Genomic DNA, 16,933 nt, shown 5'->3' on the forward strand with positions numbered 1-16,933 from the left:
TCTGATCTTGCGGAGCCATTGGCTTTTAGATGGGGGCTGGACGGCATTCTTCAACCCCGGACAGCCAAATTAACCGTTGCTGCGTAACACCCAGTCCAGACAGCGGCCGGGCAGAATGCGGCGTAAAACGCTTAGTGCGTGCGCCAGCAGGGTCACCGGATACCGCAGTTTGGCCCTTGGGCTTTCCAGCGCGTGGCGTAATTTGGGTAAAATCGCCTCCGGCGGCAGCGTCAAACGTTTGGCAATACCGGGGTTATGCACCGGTTTGTCGCTCTGCGCCTGATTGACGTTCTGGGTAAAGTGGGTGGAGATCGGACCGGGTTCTATCAGGCTGACCTGAATGCCGGTGCCGTGCAGCTCCATTCGCAGTGCGTCGGACCAGGCTTCCAGCGCAAACTTGCTGGCCGCATAGGCACCGCGTCCGGCGCTGGACACCAGCCCCATCACCGAACTGGTCTGAATAATACGCCCCTCGCCGTGCGGCAGCATCGCCGGCAACAGCAACTGGGTCAACTGGTGGGTGCCGAACAGGTTGGTGGCGAACTGCCGTTCCAACTGCTGGCGGGATATGCTGCTCAGCGGGCCGTACACACCAAAACCGCCGTTGTTGAACAGGCCATAAAGGCGGCCGTCGGTCAGTTCGAACACCTGTGCGGCGGCGCGTTCGACGCTGGCGCTGTCGTCCAGATCCAGCTCAATGCCTTCCAGCCCAAGTTGACGCATATTTTCAACGTCCTGCGGCTTGCGACAGGCGGCCAGCACCCGGTAGCCTCGGTTACGCAGATCCTGCGCGGCAATCAATCCAATCCCGCTGGAACAGCCGGTTATCAATACTGCTTTTTGCATAACTTTACCTAGTGTACAGCCCTATTTAGTTGGACTCGTGTTTTACTAACGGTTCCAGGCGTTCCGCCATCCAGGTGGCGATAAACGGTTGGGCATCCTTATTGGGATGCAATCCGTCATCCTGCATCCATTCCGCTTTCACCACCACCTGTTCCATATAGAACGGCAGCAGTGGAATGTCGAATTGTTTGGCAAGCTGCGGGTAAATCGCGCTGAAGGCCTCGGTATAGCGGCGGCCATAGTTGGGCGGAATACGGATTTGCATCAGCAGAGGCTGCGCGCCGGCTTGTTGCACCAGCGTGATGATTTGGCTGAGGTCGCGTTGCAGATCCTGCGCCGGGAAACCGCGCAGACCATCGTTGGCACCCAGTTCAATCAGTACCCAGCGTGGCTTATGTTGTTTCAGCAGCTCGGGCAGGCGTGCCAGCCCCTGAGCGGCGGTGTCGCCGCTGATGCTGGCGTTGACCAACTGCGGTTCACCCGGTTTTTTCTGCCATTGGTCGGCCAACAGCGTCGGCCAGGCTTGCGCCACCGGCAGGCGGTAACCGGCGCTTAAACTGTCGCCTAATATCAATAAGGTATCGGCGGCGACAGCGCGTAAACTGAATAATCCCAACAGCAAAAGGAAGGGAAGATGCCAGCGGAAAACGTTCTTGAAGTTCATCATCTTAGTAAACACGTTGGTCAGGGTGAGCATCAGCTCTCCATCCTTACCGGAGTCGAGCTGGTTGTCAAACCCGCACAGACAATTGCTCTGATTGGCGAATCCGGTTCGGGCAAATCAACGCTGCTGGGGATCCTCGCCGGGCTGGACGACGGTAGTGAAGGGGAGGTGTATTTGTTGGGCGAGTCACTGACCGCGCTGGATGAAGAAGGCCGTGCCGCGCTACGCGCCAAAAATGTCGGCTTTGTTTTTCAATCCTTTATGCTGGTGCCGACGCTCAATGCGCTGGAAAACGTCCAGTTACCGGCGTTGCTGCGTGGCGAAAGCGATCGCCAGAGCCGTGATCAGGCGGTGCAACTGCTGGAGCAACTTGGGCTGGGCCAGCGCCTTGACCACTTGCCGGCACAGCTTTCCGGCGGTGAGCAACAGCGCGTAGCGCTGGCACGGGCGTTCAGTGGCCGACCGCGGGTGCTGTTTGCCGATGAACCCACCGGCAACCTCGATCGCCAGACCGGCGAACGCATCGCCGATCTCCTGTTTTCCCTCAACCGCGATTTCTCCACCACGTTAATCCTGGTCACCCATGACGAAACCCTGGCGGCTCGCTGCCAGCGTCGGCTGCGCCTGCGCGAAGGCCAGCTGTGGGAGGAAGCATGATCTGGCGCTGGTTTTGGCGTGAGTGGCGTTCGCCGTCACTGCTGATTGTTTGGCTGGCGCTGACGCTGTCGATGGCCTGCGTATTGGCATTGGGCAGTATCAGCGATCGCATGGACAAAGGCCTGAGCCAGCAGAGCCGCGATTTTATTGCCGGCGATCGGGTACTGCGCAGCGCCCGGCCGGTACCGGAAGGCTGGCTGCTGGACGCGCAGCAACAGGGGCTGAAAGTCAGCCGACAGTTGTCGTTCAGCACCATGACCTATGCTGGCGATCGGCCCCAGTTGGCGGATGTGAAGGCCACCGACCTGGCCTATCCGCTGTACGGCAAGCTGGAGACCCGCCCGGCCAACGTCAAACTGGAACCGGGGAGCGTGCTGGTGGCGCCGCGTCTATTGGCGTTGCTGAATGTGAAAGTGGGAGACTCGCTGGACGTGGGTGATACCAGCCTGCGCATAGCCGGTGAAATTATTCAGGAACCGGATTCCGGTTTTAACCCGTTCCAGACGGCACCGCGCATCATGATCAATCTGGCGGACGTGGACAAAACTGGGGCGGTGCAACCGGGCAGCCGTCTGACCTACCGTTATATGTTTGCCGGTGCCCCGGAGGGCATTCAGCGTTACGAAACGCGCCTGACGCCGCAACTCCAGCCCGACCAGCGTTGGTTTGGCTTGCAGGAGTCCGGTAGTGCGCTGAGTAAATCGCTGCAACGATCGCAACAGTTCCTGTTGCTGTCGGCGTTGCTAACCTTGCTGCTGTCGATTGCCGCCGTGGCGGTGGCGATGAGCCACTACTGCCGCAGCCGTTATGACTTGATCGCAGTGCTGAAAACGTTGGGTGCCGGCCGCAGCGCCTTGCGCAAGCTGATTGTCGGCCAGTGGTTGGCGGTGATCCTGCTGGCGGCAGCGTGTGGCGGCATTATCGGCCTGGGTTTTGAAGCGGTGCTGATCCGCCTGCTGGCACCTGTGCTGCCGGCGGAGCTGCCTGCCGCCGGGGCCTGGCCATGGCTGTGGGCGGTCGGCGCGTTGCTGATGATTTCGCTGCTGGTGGGGCTGCGGCCGTACCGGCAATTGCTGGCAACCCAACCGCTGCGGGTGTTGCGCCGCGACGTGGTGGCTAACGTCTGGCCGCTGCGTTATTTCCTGCCGGTGACGGCGGTGATAGTGGTGGCGCTGCTGACCGCATTAATGGGGGCCAGCACGCTGCTGTGGTCGATCCTTGCCGGTATTGTGGTGCTGGCGCTGCTGTTGGGCGCTATCGGCTGGGGCAGCTTGTTATTGCTGCGGCGCATTACGCTGAAGAACCTGGCACTGCGACTGGCGGTTAACCGTCTGCTGCATCAACCCTGGGTCACGGTCAGCCAACTGGCGGCTTTCTCGCTGTCGTTTATGCTGCTGGCGTTATTGCTGGTGCTGCGTGGTGATCTGCTTGAGCGTTGGCAGCAACAACTGCCGCCGGACAGCCCGAACTACTTCCTGCTGAATATGACTGAGGCGCAGGTGCCACAGGTGAAAACCTTCCTGCAACAGCATCAAATTAAACCGGAGACCTACTATCCGATTGTCCGCGTGCGCCTGACCGAGATTAATCAGCAGGTGGCGACCGAGCGGGTGCATGAGGACGATCCGGGCGGCGAGGCGGTGAATCGTGAGCTGAACCTGACCTGGCTGGCCGATCTTCCTGCGCACAATCCACTGGTGGCCGGCAGTTGGCCGCCGAAAGCCGGTGAGGTGTCGATGGATCAGGGCATTGCCGGACGACTCAAAATCAAACTGGGCGATACGCTGACCTTCAGCGGTGATACCCAGTCGTTCAGCGCCAGGGTTACCAGCCTGCGCCAGGTGGATTGGGAAAGTCTGAAACCGAACTTCTATTTCATCTTCCCGCCGGGTGCGCTGGACGGCCAGCCGCAAACCTGGCTCACCAGTTTCCGTTACGACGGCGACGGGCAGATGCTGACCCAGCTTAATCGCCAGTTCCCGACGCTCAGCCTGCTGGATATCGGATCGATCCTTAAACAGGTGGGCGGCGTGCTGCAGCAGGTGAGCCGCGCACTGGAAGTGATGGTGGTGCTGGTGGTGATCTGCGGCGGCCTGTTGCTGATGGCGCAGGTGCAGGTGGGGATGCGTCAGCGGCGTCAGGAACTGGTGGTGTATCGCACGCTCGGCGCTGGCAAACGCTTGTTACGCAGCACGCTGTGGTGTGAGTTTGCTCTACTGGGGCTGGTGGCAGGCATTGCCGCCACGGTGGGCGCTGAAGCGGCACTGTGGTTGTTGCAAAGCCAGGTGTTTGACTTCCCATGGGCACCAACACCGGTGCTGTGGTGGGCGCTGCCGCTACTCAGTGCGTTGCTGTTGTCGCTGTGCGGTGGTTGGCTGGGTGTGCGCTTGCTGCGCGGGCAGGCGCTGTTCCGCAGTTACGACGGTTAATTCTCGCTGAATATCGAGCTGGCCCAGGTGAGCGGGCCAGTCGAACAACGATCGATATCCCTCTATATCTCCTTATCTCCTTCGCTATCCCTCCAACTGCAGGCCTTTAATCCACTGCATTCGGCCGATTATGGTGTGAAATCGGTTACAATTAGTGGTTGCCTTATTAAAGGGGATACCTTGCGATATGGTAAAAATATGTTGCGGTATCTTCATTTCAAAACAGTAAATACGATTATTATCTTTCTTAATCAAGGATATTTTACGGTTTTATGGTGGTTAGGCGTTTATTATGCTTAAGATAAATTTGTGTAATCGCTTCCACTAATGTGATCGCACTCACTTACCTCTGACGGATTGCCTCCTATCATAATGGCAACTTAAGAACGTTATCGATTGGAGGCAGTATGAGTACTACCGTCAAAGTGTCGGCGGCTGAGAAAAGCCAAAGCAATGCAGGCATGACTTTCTTTGTCTGTTTTTTGGCCGCCCTGGCCGGGCTGCTGTTTGGTCTGGATATCGGCGTTATTGCGGGGGCTCTGCCGTTTATCACCGATTCGTTTCATATGACCAGTTCCCAGCAGGAGTGGGTGGTTAGCTCAATGATGTTTGGCGCTGCGGTTGGTGCCGTGGGCAGTGGTTGGATGAACTTCCGTATCGGGCGTAAATACAGCCTGATGATTGGTGCCGTGCTGTTCGTGCTGGGCTCCTTGTGCTCAGCGGCAGCGCCTAACGTAGAAGTTTTGTTGGTGTCCCGCATCCTGCTCGGGCTGGCGGTGGGTGTCGCCTCCTATACGGCGCCCATTTACCTGTCTGAAATCGCGCCGGAAAAAATTCGCGGCAGCATGATTTCCATGTACCAGCTGATGATTACCATCGGCATCCTGGCGGCTTATCTGTCTGATACCGCGTTCAGTTACACCGGTGCCTGGCGCTGGATGCTGGGGGTGATCACCATTCCAGCCGTGTTGCTGCTGGTCGGGGTGTTCTTCCTGCCGGATAGCCCACGCTGGCTGGCTTCACGTAACCGCCATGAGCAGGCGCGTCAGGTGTTGGAGAAGCTACGCGACAGCAGTGCCCAGGCGCAGCATGAACTGAATGAAATTCGTGAGAGCCTCAAGCTGAAACAGAGCGGCTGGTCGCTGTTTAAAGACAATAAAAACTTCCGCCGTGCCGTTTTTCTTGGCGTGCTGCTGCAGGTGATGCAACAGTTCACCGGTATGAACGTCATTATGTATTACGCGCCGAAGATTTTTGGGCTGGCGGGTTTTGCCAGTACCGCACAGCAGATGTGGGGTACGGTGATCGTTGGCCTGGTCAACGTGCTGGCCACCTTTATCGCCATCGGGCTGGTTGACCGCTGGGGCCGAAAACCGACGCTGACGCTGGGCTTTATCGTCATGGCGGTGGGTATGGGAGCCCTGGGGACGATGATGCATGTGGGGATGAATTCTCCGGCCGAGCAATACTTCGCCGTTATCATGCTGCTGATGTTTATCGTCGGTTTTGCCATGAGCGCCGGCCCACTGATTTGGGTGCTGTGTTCTGAGATCCAACCGCTGAAAGGCCGTGACTTTGGTATCACTTGTTCCACCGCCACCAACTGGATCGCCAACATGATCGTCGGGGCGACCTTCCTGACCATGCTCAATTCGCTGGGCAGCGCCTCTACCTTCTGGGTCTACGCGGCGCTTAACCTGGTGTTTATCTTCATCACGCTGGCGTTGATCCCGGAAACGAAAAATATCTCTCTGGAACATATCGAACGCAATCTGATGGCCGGCAAGCCATTACGCAACATCGGTACGCGCTAGTCGGCTGGCTGCGCGCATGAAACAGGCTTATGCCTCGGGCGCTGGCGCCTGAGGCTGATGAAAGGGGAGCATGATGGCGATTTTAGTGACCGGCGGTGCCGGATACATAGGTTCACATACGATATTGGCGCTGCTGGAGCGCGGTGAAGAGGTGGTAGTGGTAGATAATTTGGTCAACGCTTCCGAAGAGTCCTTGCTCCGTGCAGAGCAACTGACCGGTAAAGCGGCGGTGTTCTACCAAGGGGATGTGCGAGACGCGGCGTGCCTGAACCGGATATTCGGCGAGCACAAGATCGCTTCGGTGATCCATTTCGCTGGCCTGAAAGCGGTGGGAGAATCCACCCGCAAGCCGCTGGAGTACTACCAGAACAACGTAGCGGGCACGCTGGTATTGCTGGAGGCCATGCGCGACGCTGGGGTCCATCAGTTTATCTTCAGCTCTTCGGCGACGGTGTACGGTGAAGAGACGCCGGTGCCTTACCGAGAGGACATGCCGATCGGCGGCACGACCAACCCTTACGGCACCTCCAAGTGGATGGTGGAGCAGATCCTGCAGGATTTCGCCAAGGCGGAACCGGTCTTTTCCATTGTCTCTCTGCGCTACTTCAACCCGGTGGGCGCCCATGAGTCTGGATTGATGGGAGAAGACCCCAGCGGCATCCCGAATAACCTGTTGCCTTATATTGCTCAGGTGGCCGTCGGTAAGCGGGATCACCTGAGCGTATTCGGCGGCGATTATCCCACCAAAGACGGAACCGGCGTGCGCGATTATATTCACGTGATGGATCTGGCGCAGGGCCACCTGGCGGCGATGGATCATCTGAAGCGGATCGTCGGTTTTAAAGCTTATAACCTGGGTTCCGGTGTAGGGCATTCGGTGCTGGAGATGGTGCATGCGTTTGAAAAAGCCGCTGGCGTTGCCGTGCCTTACCAGATCTTACCGCGCCGTGCCGGGGATTTACCCGCTTTTTGGGCGGATGTCAGTTTGGCTAAGCAGGAACTGGGCTGGGAAGTGCAGCGTGGGATCGATGAGATGATGCGCGATACCTGGAACTGGCAAAGCAAAAATCCGCAGGGTTATCGGCGCTAAGGTTCCCTGAGCAACAGAAGAGGGTTCAGTTCACTGGTGAACTGAACCCTCTGTTTTAGTGCGGCGTAAACCCTCAGAGTAGTTTTTGTTACGCCCATATCCGGCCGCTTTGGTATTTGGTCTTCAGAGAGTGTTCTGCCCTGACGAGAATTCATCGATCGCGAAGAAGTTTGAAATACGGGCAGACACCTGGCTGACGTAATGGATTTTTTTCCTGCATCCCTTTTTATGAATTATTATTTTTTATTAATATTTTTTTATTTTTGGTTTTTTGATGGTTTGCCACTTTTTCATAATACCTGCTACCTTTATTAAATAAAATTAACGCAACGGGTAAATCATTATGAGTAACACTCAGTCTAGCTATGCTCGCGTAATTGGTTCCCCTCCCTCAGAACCGGAACGTCTAAAGTTTCTTGCGCAATCAATCGACCCATATAGTTATAAAATCCTTGAAAAAATACCCGTTAATAAAAATTGGCGTTGTCTGGATATAGGTATCGGCTCAGGGAGTTTTGCTGATGAGTTATCCAGGCGTTGTCCCGATGGGGAGGTTATAGGAACGGACTTAGATCTGACAAATCTGTCGGAGGGATATTCATTTCGCGCGATAGAACATAACGTCATTACGGATGCCTTTGAGCCGGAAAGTTTCGACTTAATTCATGCCCGATGGTTATTGTGCCATCTCAATGAGCGCGAAAAAATATTGTCCAAGATAGTTTCTTGGCTAAAACCCAATGGATGGATATTTATTGAAGAAGCCCATCCTTTTCCCATAGAGTCTTCTCAAAACCATCAGTACCGGCAGGCTGCTATGGGAGTTTGGGAGGTTGTCGCCAACTCCATCGGGACCAGCGCTGACTGGGGGCGTTCTCTTCCCGCGCCGTTGACTGCTCTGGGGATACGGAATGTCCGTATCGATCTTTGCGCCCCCACGGTTGGCGATACGGCGATGGGAAGATTTATGGCCGCGACTATTCGCCTTTTTGCTAAAGACATCTCTGCAATTAAAAATAACAGCCTCAATGAAATAGAAGCAATCGCAAGGCGTGTCGAGTCGGCAGGATTTTATGATTTTGGTTATGCCAATATTTCGGCGTGGGGCCAACGGTAATCTTTTCCCAATTATCATTGCCCATGAAGATTAATGTAATTGCATTGTATTTTTAGAGGGGAAATTAACTGTATTCGGACGAAATTTTATCACGTGAATGGTGAACTGATAAGTAGACTTGCCGCCGATTTACCCGCATATTTATCTTAATATAACAGCAACAGGTATAGCACCATAGAAAAAGGGTTCAGTTATCGGTGAACTGAACCCTTTATTTTTGCGTGGAGTAAACCTTTAAGCCAGCTTTTGCCGTGCCCAGGCCAGGCCGCTTTGGTATTCGGCCGGTAGCAGAGGCGCCAGTGCCTGCAACGCCTGTTGCAGCGCGGCGGCGCTCGGATCGTTCAGGTTGAGATGACCGACCTTGCGGCCTTCGCGCACCTCTTTCTCATACCAGTGCAAATGCACCAACGGCAGCGCCAGCCACTGTTGATTCACGGCGGTGCCGAGCAGGTTGACCATCACCGACGGCGTGCTCACCACCGGTTTTGGCAGCGGCAGGGCGAGAATAGCGCGCAGGTGCAGTTCGAACTGGTTGATGGAGGCGCCGTTTTGCGTCCAGTGGCCGCTGTTGTGCACCCGGGGCGCCAGCTCGTTAATCAGCAGGCTGTCGCCAACGATAAAACACTCCATCGCCATGACGCCGACGTAGTTCAACTCGTCGAGGATCGCCGCCAGCATCTGTTCAGCCTGCCGTTGCAGGGCAGGGTCAGGCTGCGGCAGCGCCACGCTGGTGCGCAGAATGCCTTCTTCATGCAGGTTATGGGTCAGCGGGTAGAACACCGAGTGGCCGTCATGCCCGCGTGCGCCGATCAGCGACACCTCACCGGAGAAGTTTATCCCTTGCTCGACGATACATTCGCCATAGGCATCGGCTGGCAATTCGGCTTCTTGCCCTGGGCGCAAGCGCCACTGGCCGCGGCCGTCGTAACCGCCAACGCGACGTTTGACGATCGCCAGTTCACCCAGGGTAGCGAACACCCGTGGCCATTCGGCGGCGTCAGCCAGCAGTTGCCACGGCGCGGTGGCCAGGCCAAGCTGGTCGAGCAACTGTTTTTGCGTCAGGCGGTCCGCCAGACGAGGGAAAATATCACGGTTAACGAAGCTGTTATGGGTTGCCAGTTCGCGCGTCAGCGCGGTTTCCGGCCAGCGTTCTATTTCGGCGGTGATCACGCTGTTCTGGTAGGGCACGGCTTCCGGTTCGGCGTCGAGGCCCACCGGATACACGGCGATGCCCAGCGGTTCACCGGCCTGGCGCAGCATGCGCCCTAACTGACCGTTGCCCAGTACGCAAACCGGCTTCATGCTTCCTCCCGCGGATCCGGGTGGTTCAACACCTCGTCAGTTTGTGCCTGACGCCAATCGGCCAGGCGTTGCGCCAGCGCGGCATCGTGCAGTGCCAGAATTTGCGCCGCCAGCAGGGCAGCGTTGGCTGCGCCGGCTTTGCCGATGGCCAGCGTACCCACTGGAATACCGCGCGGCATTTGTACGATCGAATACAGACTGTCTACACCGCTCAGGGCGGCGCTTTGCACCGGAACACCCAGCACCGGAACCAGCGTTTTTGCTGCCAGCATGCCCGGCAGGTGCGCAGCACCGCCAGCACCGGCAATGATCACGTCAAAGCCATTGTCAGTTGCCTGCTCGGCAAAGCTGAACAGCTTGTCTGGCGTGCGATGAGCGGAAACGACTTCGACATGGAACGGGACATCGAGCGAGGTCAGGACTTCGGCGGCAAACTGCATAGTGGCCCAGTCACTTTTCGATCCCATTACAATTGCGATTTTAACCCCAGCGTGGGTGGCTGAAGCGGCGTTGGCTCCCATGGGTGTAAGGCTCCTGTATTGTACAAACGACGGCCGGTTGCCTGCGGCGGGAGGCCGAATGAGGGCACAGAGCATACCATGAGCGCACGGCGAGGAAAACGGTTGCGTCGCCGGTTTTCATTGCCAAAAGCGTGAATTTTTTTACCTGTGCGACAAGTCAGGAACTTAGAACGGGAATTGGATCAGCTCGACGGCGTCGGCACTGACTTTTATCATTGAGCCTTCAACGTGCCAGGCTCCCAGCACTACACGGTGGGCCTTGCCGTTGCTCAGTGCCAATTCATGTACCGCCGGACGATGAGTGTGGCCGTGGATTATCCAATGAACCTGGTGGCGTAGCATTGCCTGTTCAACCGCCTGTGGGTTGACGTCCATAATGGAGTCCGACTTGTACTGGTTACTCTGCTGGCTGCGGGTACGCATTTTGGCTGCGATCTTAAGACGCCAGCGCAACGGCATGGCCAAAAACAGTTTTTGGATCAGCGGATTGTGTACCTTACGGCGAAACTGTTGGTAGGCCTGATCGTCGGTACACAGTGTGTCGCCATGCAGGATCAGGATTTTTCGCCCATATAGCTCCAGCACTTTCTCTTCCGGTAGCAGTTGCATACCGCTGGCACGGGCAAAGCGTTTACCGACCAGAAAATCGCGGTTGCCGTGGATAAAGTAGCAGGGTACGCCAGCCTGTTGCAGCGCCTTCAGCGCCGCGGCGATTTCGCCGTGCAGCGGCTCGGGATCGTCATCGCCGATCCAGGCTTCAAACAGGTCGCCAAGAATGTACAGGGCGTCGGCGTGAATGGCATCTTGCCGCAAAAAGCGCAGAAAACCGGCAGTGATTGCCGGTTCCTGTGCGCTTAAATGCAGATCTGCGATGAACAGCGTGTTCATGCAGCCGCGATTACTCGCTGACGGTAACGCTAGTGACGATCACGTCTTCTACCGGTACGTCCTGGTGCATGCCACTACGGCCGGTTTTCACCGCTTTGATCTTGTTAACCACGTCCATGCCTTCAACCACTTCAGCAAATACGCAGTAGCCCCAGCCCTGCGCGTTTTCGCCGCGGAAATTCAGGAAGTCGTTGTCTGCCACGTTGATGAAGAACTGTGCGGTCGCAGAGTGTGGATCGTTGGTGCGAGCCATTGCCAGGGTACCGATGGTGTTTTTCAGACCGTTGTTGGCTTCATTCTTGATAGTCGCTTTGGTGTCTTTCTGGGTCATGCCAGGCTCAAAACCGCCGCCCTGAACCATAAAGCCATTGATAACACGGTGGAAAATGGTGTTATTGTAGAAACCTTCACGGCAGTAGTTCAGGAAGTTTTCAACGGTAACCGGCGCTTTGTCAGCAAAGGTGTTGATAACGATATCGCCGTGATTAGTGTGGAAAGTAACCATAGTTTTAGTCCTAACAAGATGAATTGAGATGTCACAAGGATCGAGTGAACAATCAGACCGCCGTTATAACATATCTCCTTTAATCAGTCAGCAGCGGGTAAACCGCACGCTGGCTGTGGTAAAATGAAAATTGTTATACTATAACATTTGTGGCGATCGCTGATTTCTCACCGTTTTCCACCTCTCAGCTTAGCAAAGCGCGGCCTTAACCTTGCATTAGATCAGGCTTCGGGTTTCAATACGCTGCTGGGTGAATCGCCTAATTACCATTTTTGTTATCACGCACACCACGGAATGTCCCGATGCTAAAGATTTTTAATACCCTGAGTCGTCAAAAAGAGGAATTTAAACCCATTCATGCCGGTAAAGTGGGCATGTACGTGTGCGGGGTAACCATCTATGACCTGTGTCATATTGGCCACGGGCGTACCTTTGTTGCTTTCGACGTCGTTGCGCGCTATTTGCGTTATCTCGGCTATTCGCTGAACTACGTGCGTAACGTTACCGACGTTGACGATAAAATTATCCGCCGTGCTACAGAGAATGGCGAAAGCTGCGATCAACTGACCACGCGCATGCTGTCAGAGATGCACGCCGACTTCGATTCTCTGCTGATTGAGCGCCCGGACATCGAACCACGCGCCACTCAGCATATTGCCGAGATCGTTGAGATCACCCAGCGCCTGATCGATCGCGAGCATGCCTACGTGGCCAGCAACGGCGACGTGATGTTCTCTATCGACAGCGATCCGCAATACGGCTTGTTGTCACGCCAGGATCTGGATCAACTGCAGGCCGGTGCGCGGGTAGAGATCGATGACGTAAAACGCAATCCGATGGATTTCGTGCTGTGGAAAATGTCCAAGCCGGGTGAGCCGAGCTGGGAATCTCCGTGGGGCGCAGGTCGTCCAGGCTGGCACATTGAATGTTCTGCCATGAATGGCAAGCAGTTGGGTACCCATTTTGACATTCACGGCGGCGGTTCCGATCTGATGTTCCCGCACCACGAGAATGAGATTGCTCAGTCAAGCTGTGCACATGACGGCCCGTACGTAAATTACTGGATGCACTCCGGTATGGTGATGATCGACAAAGAAAAAATGTCGAAATCGCTGGATAACTTCTTCACCATCCGTGACGTGCTGGGTTACTACGACGCCGAAACTGTGCGTTACTTCCTGATGTCTGGGCACTATCGCAGCCAACTGAACTACAGCGAAGAGAACCTGAAACAGGCGCGTACCGCACTGGAACGTCTGTACACCGCGCTGCGCGGTACCGACGTTAACGCCCAACCGGCCGGTGGCGAAGTGTTTGAAGCCCGTTTCCGCGAAGCCATGGATGACGATTTCAACACCCCGGAAGCTTACTCAGTCCTGTTTGATTTGGCGCGCGAAGTTAACCGCCTGAAGGCTGAAGACCTGAATGCCGCTAATGGGCTGGCAGCGGAATTACGTAAGCTGGCGAAGGTACTGGGCCTGTTGCAGCAAGAGCCGGAACTGTTCCTGAAGGGCGGTGCACAGGCAGACGACGGTGAAGTGACGGAGATCGAAGCTTTGATCAAGCAACGTAACGATGCCCGTAAAGCTAAAGACTGGGCGCTGGCGGATGCTGCGCGCGATCGCTTGAACGAGATGAACATCGTACTGGAAGATGGCCCGCAGGGGACGACCTGGCGCCGTAAGTAAGCGAAGAGTTAGGCAATTTGAAAAACCGGGTGGTGTAAGCCAGCCGGTTTTTTTGTTTTCAGACGCCGGTTTCGTGCATCAGGCGTTGGTTGATATAGGTTATTGCCTGTTCTGAAGACATCATTTTATTCACTACGTTGGTGATCCCCTGGCCGATAATGATCTCGGCATGACGTAAATTGAACAGTTTGTCTTGCTGTCCGCGAGATTCACGTACCCCGTTGCTGGGATTATCACGCAGTAATTTGAACCAGGGATACTGGTGCAGAATACGCTGATTTTGGTAAATGCTTTGATGTGCGCTGTTACCCCCTAAAAGCACCAGTTGTTCGGTAATTTCTGACGAATACAGCCAGCGGAAGAACTGTTCAACAGGCGCTTTCTTGTCACTGAAACGGGACATTCCAATCGAGCCGCCTCCCATCTGTGGGATGTTGCCCGGCACCGGCGCATAACCGATAGCGGGGGACTGGGGGCTGTGTGCGACATCGTTGAATAAATTCATATACATAATCAACATCGCCAATTGCCCCTGCTCAAATTTGGCTACCGAGGCACTCCACCATTCGCAGCTCAGATTCATGGTGACCGCGAGTTGCTTAAGGTATAGCTGCAAGGCATCAATGGCCAAAGAGGGCTCAAGTTGCACTGGTTTATCTTCATGCACTAACCTGCCACCCAGGGCGTAGTAACGAATCAGATACTCGGTGGCGATCAATCCTGCACTGCCCAGCGTAGTTGATGACCCCATTGGGCGTTGTGGGTTTCCAGGCTGATGAAGGGTGGTAAAAAAGTCAGTAATTACGTCGAACTCTTCAAAACTGTTTGGAACCTTCAGCTCTTTACCTGACTTTTCGTAGAACATGCGCTTGATTGTTGGGTCTTCAAACAAGTCGCGGCGATAAAACAGGAGTTGTGTGCTGGCATCAAACGGGAATGCGTAAGCTTTACCATCAAGTTTGCTGAAATGATGGCAGATTTCCTCAGAGAAGTTATTCAGTAACTCTGGCAGTCCAGGCGCTATCTTCGCCAACGGCGTGAGTGTTTTTTCGGCAAACCAAGGGAAGCAAGCCATGTCGATACGCAGTAAATCGTAATAAGGGTGCAAATGCAGGTTTGAGAGGATCTCAAACACTTCATCATACGGGTAAACGGCGAGATTAACCTTGATGCCTGTCTGGCGATAAAAATGCGGCAACAGTTTCTTTAGCGCTTCGGTTGAGGGGCTTGGCAGAATCAACATGTTCAGTGTCTCACCCCGGTAAGGCATTGCTGGGGGGGGCTGGACATCGAAAGCAAATCCGCGGTTGGCAATAACCTGATGTTTGGGTTGTGGTTCTTCAGCACTGATGTAACGGGCTATTTCCAACCCCAATCGGGCGTAATCCATCTGATAATTGTATAGATTCGTGACGATGGCAGGTTGATCGTCGCTTAATTGCCAGATAGGCGGACATGGCTTATCGCTGCCTAAATAAGCCGCCAGTGTTAGACAACGGCTCTTTTCGCTGTCTTGAGCAACCAGTATTTGAGGTTGGAGCCTGTCAAAAAGGGCAAACGCGGCAGTCGGACATTCGCTGGCGGGTGAGGGGACGATTGTTAATTGAGTCGATGGACTTAACTGCGCCAAAGTCTCTTTCAATGTATTGATAAAATTTTGGCTGTTGGTGTAATTGATTGGTTCGCAAAGCAAACCTACGTGTTGAGGGGAACTCTTGGCAATCTCCGAGCCAATCGCCCGCGCCGCTTGGGCAAAGTCTAGGTTGAATGTAACCTGCGACTGTAAGGGATTGCGATAGACAAACAGGATCTGCTCGGCTGGTAATCGTAACGTTTGGTAGTAGATTTCGCTGTCACTAAGACAGGAGACGGTAACGACTGTGCGGTAGGACTTTGCTGCTAGCGTCTGCAGAATATTCTTCTCTGCAGAAGGGAGATCGTTAGTGATATACAGATCTAAATCATCGGCAGAAAAGGATTGCAGCGATTGCTGCAGCCCACGGTAGAGTTGATGGAATTGCTCTGTGTTGATATTGGGTAGGATCAGCGCGACACCACTGTTTTTACTGGTGCGCAAAGATTGCGCCTGAGCATTGATCTGATACCCCATTTGTTTGGCAGCCTGTTTGACGGCTTCTATCTTCTCAACACTGACATTGCCACGTCCGTTCAATACGTTGGAAACTGTGCCGTGTGAGACCCCCGCCAGCTTCGCTATATCCTTGATAGTTGCCATTTTTCTCATCACGTTGACCCACCTATTTTGATGCTAGCATTCGCATGCAGACATCGCTATCTCAATTTTTTACTTAGATTAAATATTAGATCGTTCCATTTTAACTTGATTGTTTTTTGTTCGGTATTTGAGTGGGGGTAATGTAATAAAATAATCATATTTTTTTGGTTTTTTTTAGTTAATTATTTGATTTAAATGAATAAAAAATAAATATTTTGAAGATTGTCACTAATGTGGGTTTTGTACGTTGTTCACTTTTTATCTCAAATAGTATTGTTGACACGTTCCAATTTTTATTGGATGAAAAAACGTCATTGGGTTTGGCATTAATGATTTGAATAAAAAGGATAAAAAATGAAAATAAATTTCCTGGGATCAGCAGCCTCTGAAGGGATCCCAAATCCGTTTTGTCGTTGTGAACATTGTCAGCAAGCTCGCTTTCTGAAAGGGAAAGATCTACGTACCCACTCATCTGTGATTATTGACGATGTGATGTTAATTGATATGGCCCCGGAGTTTAGTCAGCAACTATTGCGTGATGGGCTGGATGCTAGCGGGCTTACCGATCTGCTTTTTACCCATACGCACCCAGACCATTTTAACGTGGGTGAACTGTTCAGCAGGATGGAGGGCTATGGTTTCAATATTGATAATCCGTTGGCGATATTTGGTAATGACCTGGCAATCAATGGCTGCGCTGCTGTTCTGCCCGGTTACAGTAAAGAGCGCTTTGCTTTCCACTGCCTGGTGCCCTTCGTTACCGTAGAAAGTCATGGCTATAAGATCACTCCGTTGTTGGCCAACCATGCTAAATGGGAATTGTGCTACGTATATGTGATCGAAAAGGCCGGAAAAACGATTTTCTATGGTCATGATTCTGGTTGGTTCCCTGAACTTACCTGGCAATGGCTACAGGGAAGAACCTTGGATTTGGTGGTGCTTGAATGCACCTATGGTTTTAACGGTGATGATCGTACGGATAACCATATGAGCCTGGAAACGGTATTTGCTGCACAGGAAAAGTTGAAGACCATGCAATGCCTGCGTGCCAATAGTCAGGTCGTGGTATCGCACATCTCCCACAGCGGTAAATTGCTGCATGAAGAATTAGTTGCGGCCTGCCGGGATAATCATATTACCGTCGCCTATGACGGTCTGATCGTCAACCTCAATTAG

General features: G+C 54.0%; 14 protein-coding genes. 7 read left to right on the forward strand and 7 right to left on the reverse strand.

Going from position 1 to position 16,933, the window contains the following annotated elements; translation table 11 throughout:
* Positions 1–69 precede the first annotated feature (69 nt).
* Both ACUTQ5_RS01285 and tesA read right to left on the reverse strand, forming a co-directional pair.
* Complete coding sequence (locus ACUTQ5_RS01285; RefSeq protein WP_445649761.1) at positions 70–846, reverse strand: SDR family oxidoreductase; 777 nt, start codon at positions 844–846, stop codon at positions 70–72.
* A 25-nt stretch (positions 847–871) separates the two neighbouring features.
* On the reverse strand, positions 872–1,510 hold the full coding sequence (gene tesA, locus ACUTQ5_RS01290) for a multifunctional acyl-CoA thioesterase I/protease I/lysophospholipase L1 (protein WP_261090892.1): 639 nt from the start codon (positions 1,508–1,510) through the stop codon (positions 872–874).
* On the opposite strand from tesA, the gene ybbA reads away from it, so the two are divergent.
* The 5 genes from ybbA (at position 1,481) to ACUTQ5_RS01315 (ending at position 8,617) form a co-directional block, all read left to right on the forward strand.
* Complete coding sequence (ybbA, locus tag ACUTQ5_RS01295; protein ID WP_445649762.1) at positions 1,481–2,167, forward strand: putative ABC transporter ATP-binding protein YbbA; 687 nt, start codon at positions 1,481–1,483, stop codon at positions 2,165–2,167. The genes tesA and ybbA overlap by 30 nt on opposite strands.
* Complete coding sequence (gene ybbP, locus ACUTQ5_RS01300; protein ID WP_445649763.1) at positions 2,164–4,596, forward strand: putative ABC transporter permease subunit YbbP; 2,433 nt, start codon at positions 2,164–2,166, stop codon at positions 4,594–4,596. Before ybbA ends, ybbP begins: the two co-directional genes overlap by 4 nt.
* Positions 4,597–5,003: 407 nt before the next feature.
* Entirely contained in the window at positions 5,004–6,410 is a 1,407-nt protein-coding gene (locus ACUTQ5_RS01305) for a sugar porter family MFS transporter (protein WP_445649764.1), read from the forward strand.
* A gap of 73 nt (positions 6,411–6,483) precedes the next feature.
* Entirely contained in the window at positions 6,484–7,500 is a 1,017-nt protein-coding gene (galE, locus tag ACUTQ5_RS01310; RefSeq protein ID WP_445650238.1) for a UDP-glucose 4-epimerase GalE, read from the forward strand.
* Positions 7,501–7,843: 343 nt separating this feature from the next.
* Entirely contained in the window at positions 7,844–8,617 is a 774-nt protein-coding gene (locus tag ACUTQ5_RS01315; protein ID WP_445649765.1) for a class I SAM-dependent methyltransferase, read from the forward strand.
* A gap of 234 nt (positions 8,618–8,851) precedes the next feature.
* Here the strand turns inward: ACUTQ5_RS01315 and purK are convergent, their stop codons facing one another.
* The 4 genes from purK to ppiB form a co-directional block, all read right to left on the reverse strand.
* The gene (purK, locus tag ACUTQ5_RS01320) at positions 8,852–9,919 is read right to left on the reverse strand and encodes a 5-(carboxyamino)imidazole ribonucleotide synthase (RefSeq protein WP_445649766.1); all 1,068 of its coding nucleotides are present in this window, start codon (positions 9,917–9,919) and stop codon (positions 8,852–8,854) included.
* Positions 9,916–10,440 carry a 5-(carboxyamino)imidazole ribonucleotide mutase gene (purE, locus tag ACUTQ5_RS01325; RefSeq protein WP_017891880.1) on the reverse strand — a complete coding sequence of 175 codons (525 nt, stop codon included), beginning with the start codon at positions 10,438–10,440 and terminating at the stop codon, positions 9,916–9,918. The genes purK and purE overlap by 4 nt, the downstream gene beginning before the upstream one ends.
* A 165-nt stretch (positions 10,441–10,605) precedes the next feature.
* Positions 10,606–11,328, reverse strand: coding sequence for a UDP-2,3-diacylglucosamine diphosphatase (locus tag ACUTQ5_RS01330; protein WP_445649767.1), 723 nt, complete (start codon positions 11,326–11,328; stop codon positions 10,606–10,608).
* Between the two features lie 10 nt (positions 11,329–11,338).
* Entirely contained in the window at positions 11,339–11,833 is a 495-nt protein-coding gene (ppiB, locus tag ACUTQ5_RS01335) for a peptidylprolyl isomerase B (RefSeq protein WP_012005604.1), read from the reverse strand.
* A 302-nt stretch (positions 11,834–12,135) separates the two neighbouring features.
* Between ppiB and cysS the strand changes: the two genes are divergently transcribed.
* Positions 12,136–13,521, forward strand: a complete 1,386-nt coding sequence (cysS, locus tag ACUTQ5_RS01340) for a cysteine--tRNA ligase (protein WP_445649768.1) — start codon at positions 12,136–12,138, stop codon at positions 13,519–13,521.
* Between the two features lie 58 nt (positions 13,522–13,579).
* Here cysS and ACUTQ5_RS01345 read toward each other — a convergent pair whose 3' ends face one another.
* Positions 13,580–15,757, reverse strand: coding sequence for an extracellular solute-binding protein (locus tag ACUTQ5_RS01345; RefSeq protein WP_445649769.1), 2,178 nt, complete (start codon positions 15,755–15,757; stop codon positions 13,580–13,582).
* A 354-nt stretch (positions 15,758–16,111) separates the two neighbouring features.
* Between ACUTQ5_RS01345 and ACUTQ5_RS01350 the strand changes: the two genes are divergently transcribed.
* The gene (locus ACUTQ5_RS01350) at positions 16,112–16,933 is read left to right on the forward strand and encodes an MBL fold metallo-hydrolase (RefSeq protein ID WP_445649770.1); all 822 of its coding nucleotides are present in this window, start codon (positions 16,112–16,114) and stop codon (positions 16,931–16,933) included.

This window comes from Serratia sp. NA_112.1 (assembly GCF_052691715.1).

What these genes read in the sequence shown, in the direction of transcription:
- ACUTQ5_RS01285 (WP_445649761.1), bottom strand. Translation starts at nt 846, where the DNA reads ATGCAAAAAGCAGTATTGATAACCGGCTGTTCCAGCGGGATTGGATTG.
- ybbA (WP_445649762.1), top strand. Translation starts at nt 1,481, where the DNA reads ATGCCAGCGGAAAACGTTCTTGAAGTTCATCATCTTAGTAAACACGTT.
- tesA (WP_261090892.1), bottom strand. Translation starts at nt 1,510, where the DNA reads ATGAACTTCAAGAACGTTTTCCGCTGGCATCTTCCCTTCCTTTTGCTG.
- ybbP (WP_445649763.1), top strand. Translation starts at nt 2,164, where the DNA reads ATGATCTGGCGCTGGTTTTGGCGTGAGTGGCGTTCGCCGTCACTGCTG.
- ACUTQ5_RS01305 (WP_445649764.1), top strand. Translation starts at nt 5,004, where the DNA reads ATGAGTACTACCGTCAAAGTGTCGGCGGCTGAGAAAAGCCAAAGCAAT.
- galE (WP_445650238.1), top strand. Translation starts at nt 6,484, where the DNA reads ATGGCGATTTTAGTGACCGGCGGTGCCGGATACATAGGTTCACATACG.
- ACUTQ5_RS01315 (WP_445649765.1), top strand. Translation starts at nt 7,844, where the DNA reads ATGAGTAACACTCAGTCTAGCTATGCTCGCGTAATTGGTTCCCCTCCC.
- purK (WP_445649766.1), bottom strand. Translation starts at nt 9,919, where the DNA reads ATGAAGCCGGTTTGCGTACTGGGCAACGGTCAGTTAGGGCGCATGCTG.
- purE (WP_017891880.1), bottom strand. Translation starts at nt 10,440, where the DNA reads ATGGGAGCCAACGCCGCTTCAGCCACCCACGCTGGGGTTAAAATCGCA.
- ACUTQ5_RS01330 (WP_445649767.1), bottom strand. Translation starts at nt 11,328, where the DNA reads ATGAACACGCTGTTCATCGCAGATCTGCATTTAAGCGCACAGGAACCG.
- ppiB (WP_012005604.1), bottom strand. Translation starts at nt 11,833, where the DNA reads ATGGTTACTTTCCACACTAATCACGGCGATATCGTTATCAACACCTTT.
- cysS (WP_445649768.1), top strand. Translation starts at nt 12,136, where the DNA reads ATGCTAAAGATTTTTAATACCCTGAGTCGTCAAAAAGAGGAATTTAAA.
- ACUTQ5_RS01345 (WP_445649769.1), bottom strand. Translation starts at nt 15,757, where the DNA reads ATGGCAACTATCAAGGATATAGCGAAGCTGGCGGGGGTCTCACACGGC.
- ACUTQ5_RS01350 (WP_445649770.1), top strand. Translation starts at nt 16,112, where the DNA reads ATGAAAATAAATTTCCTGGGATCAGCAGCCTCTGAAGGGATCCCAAAT.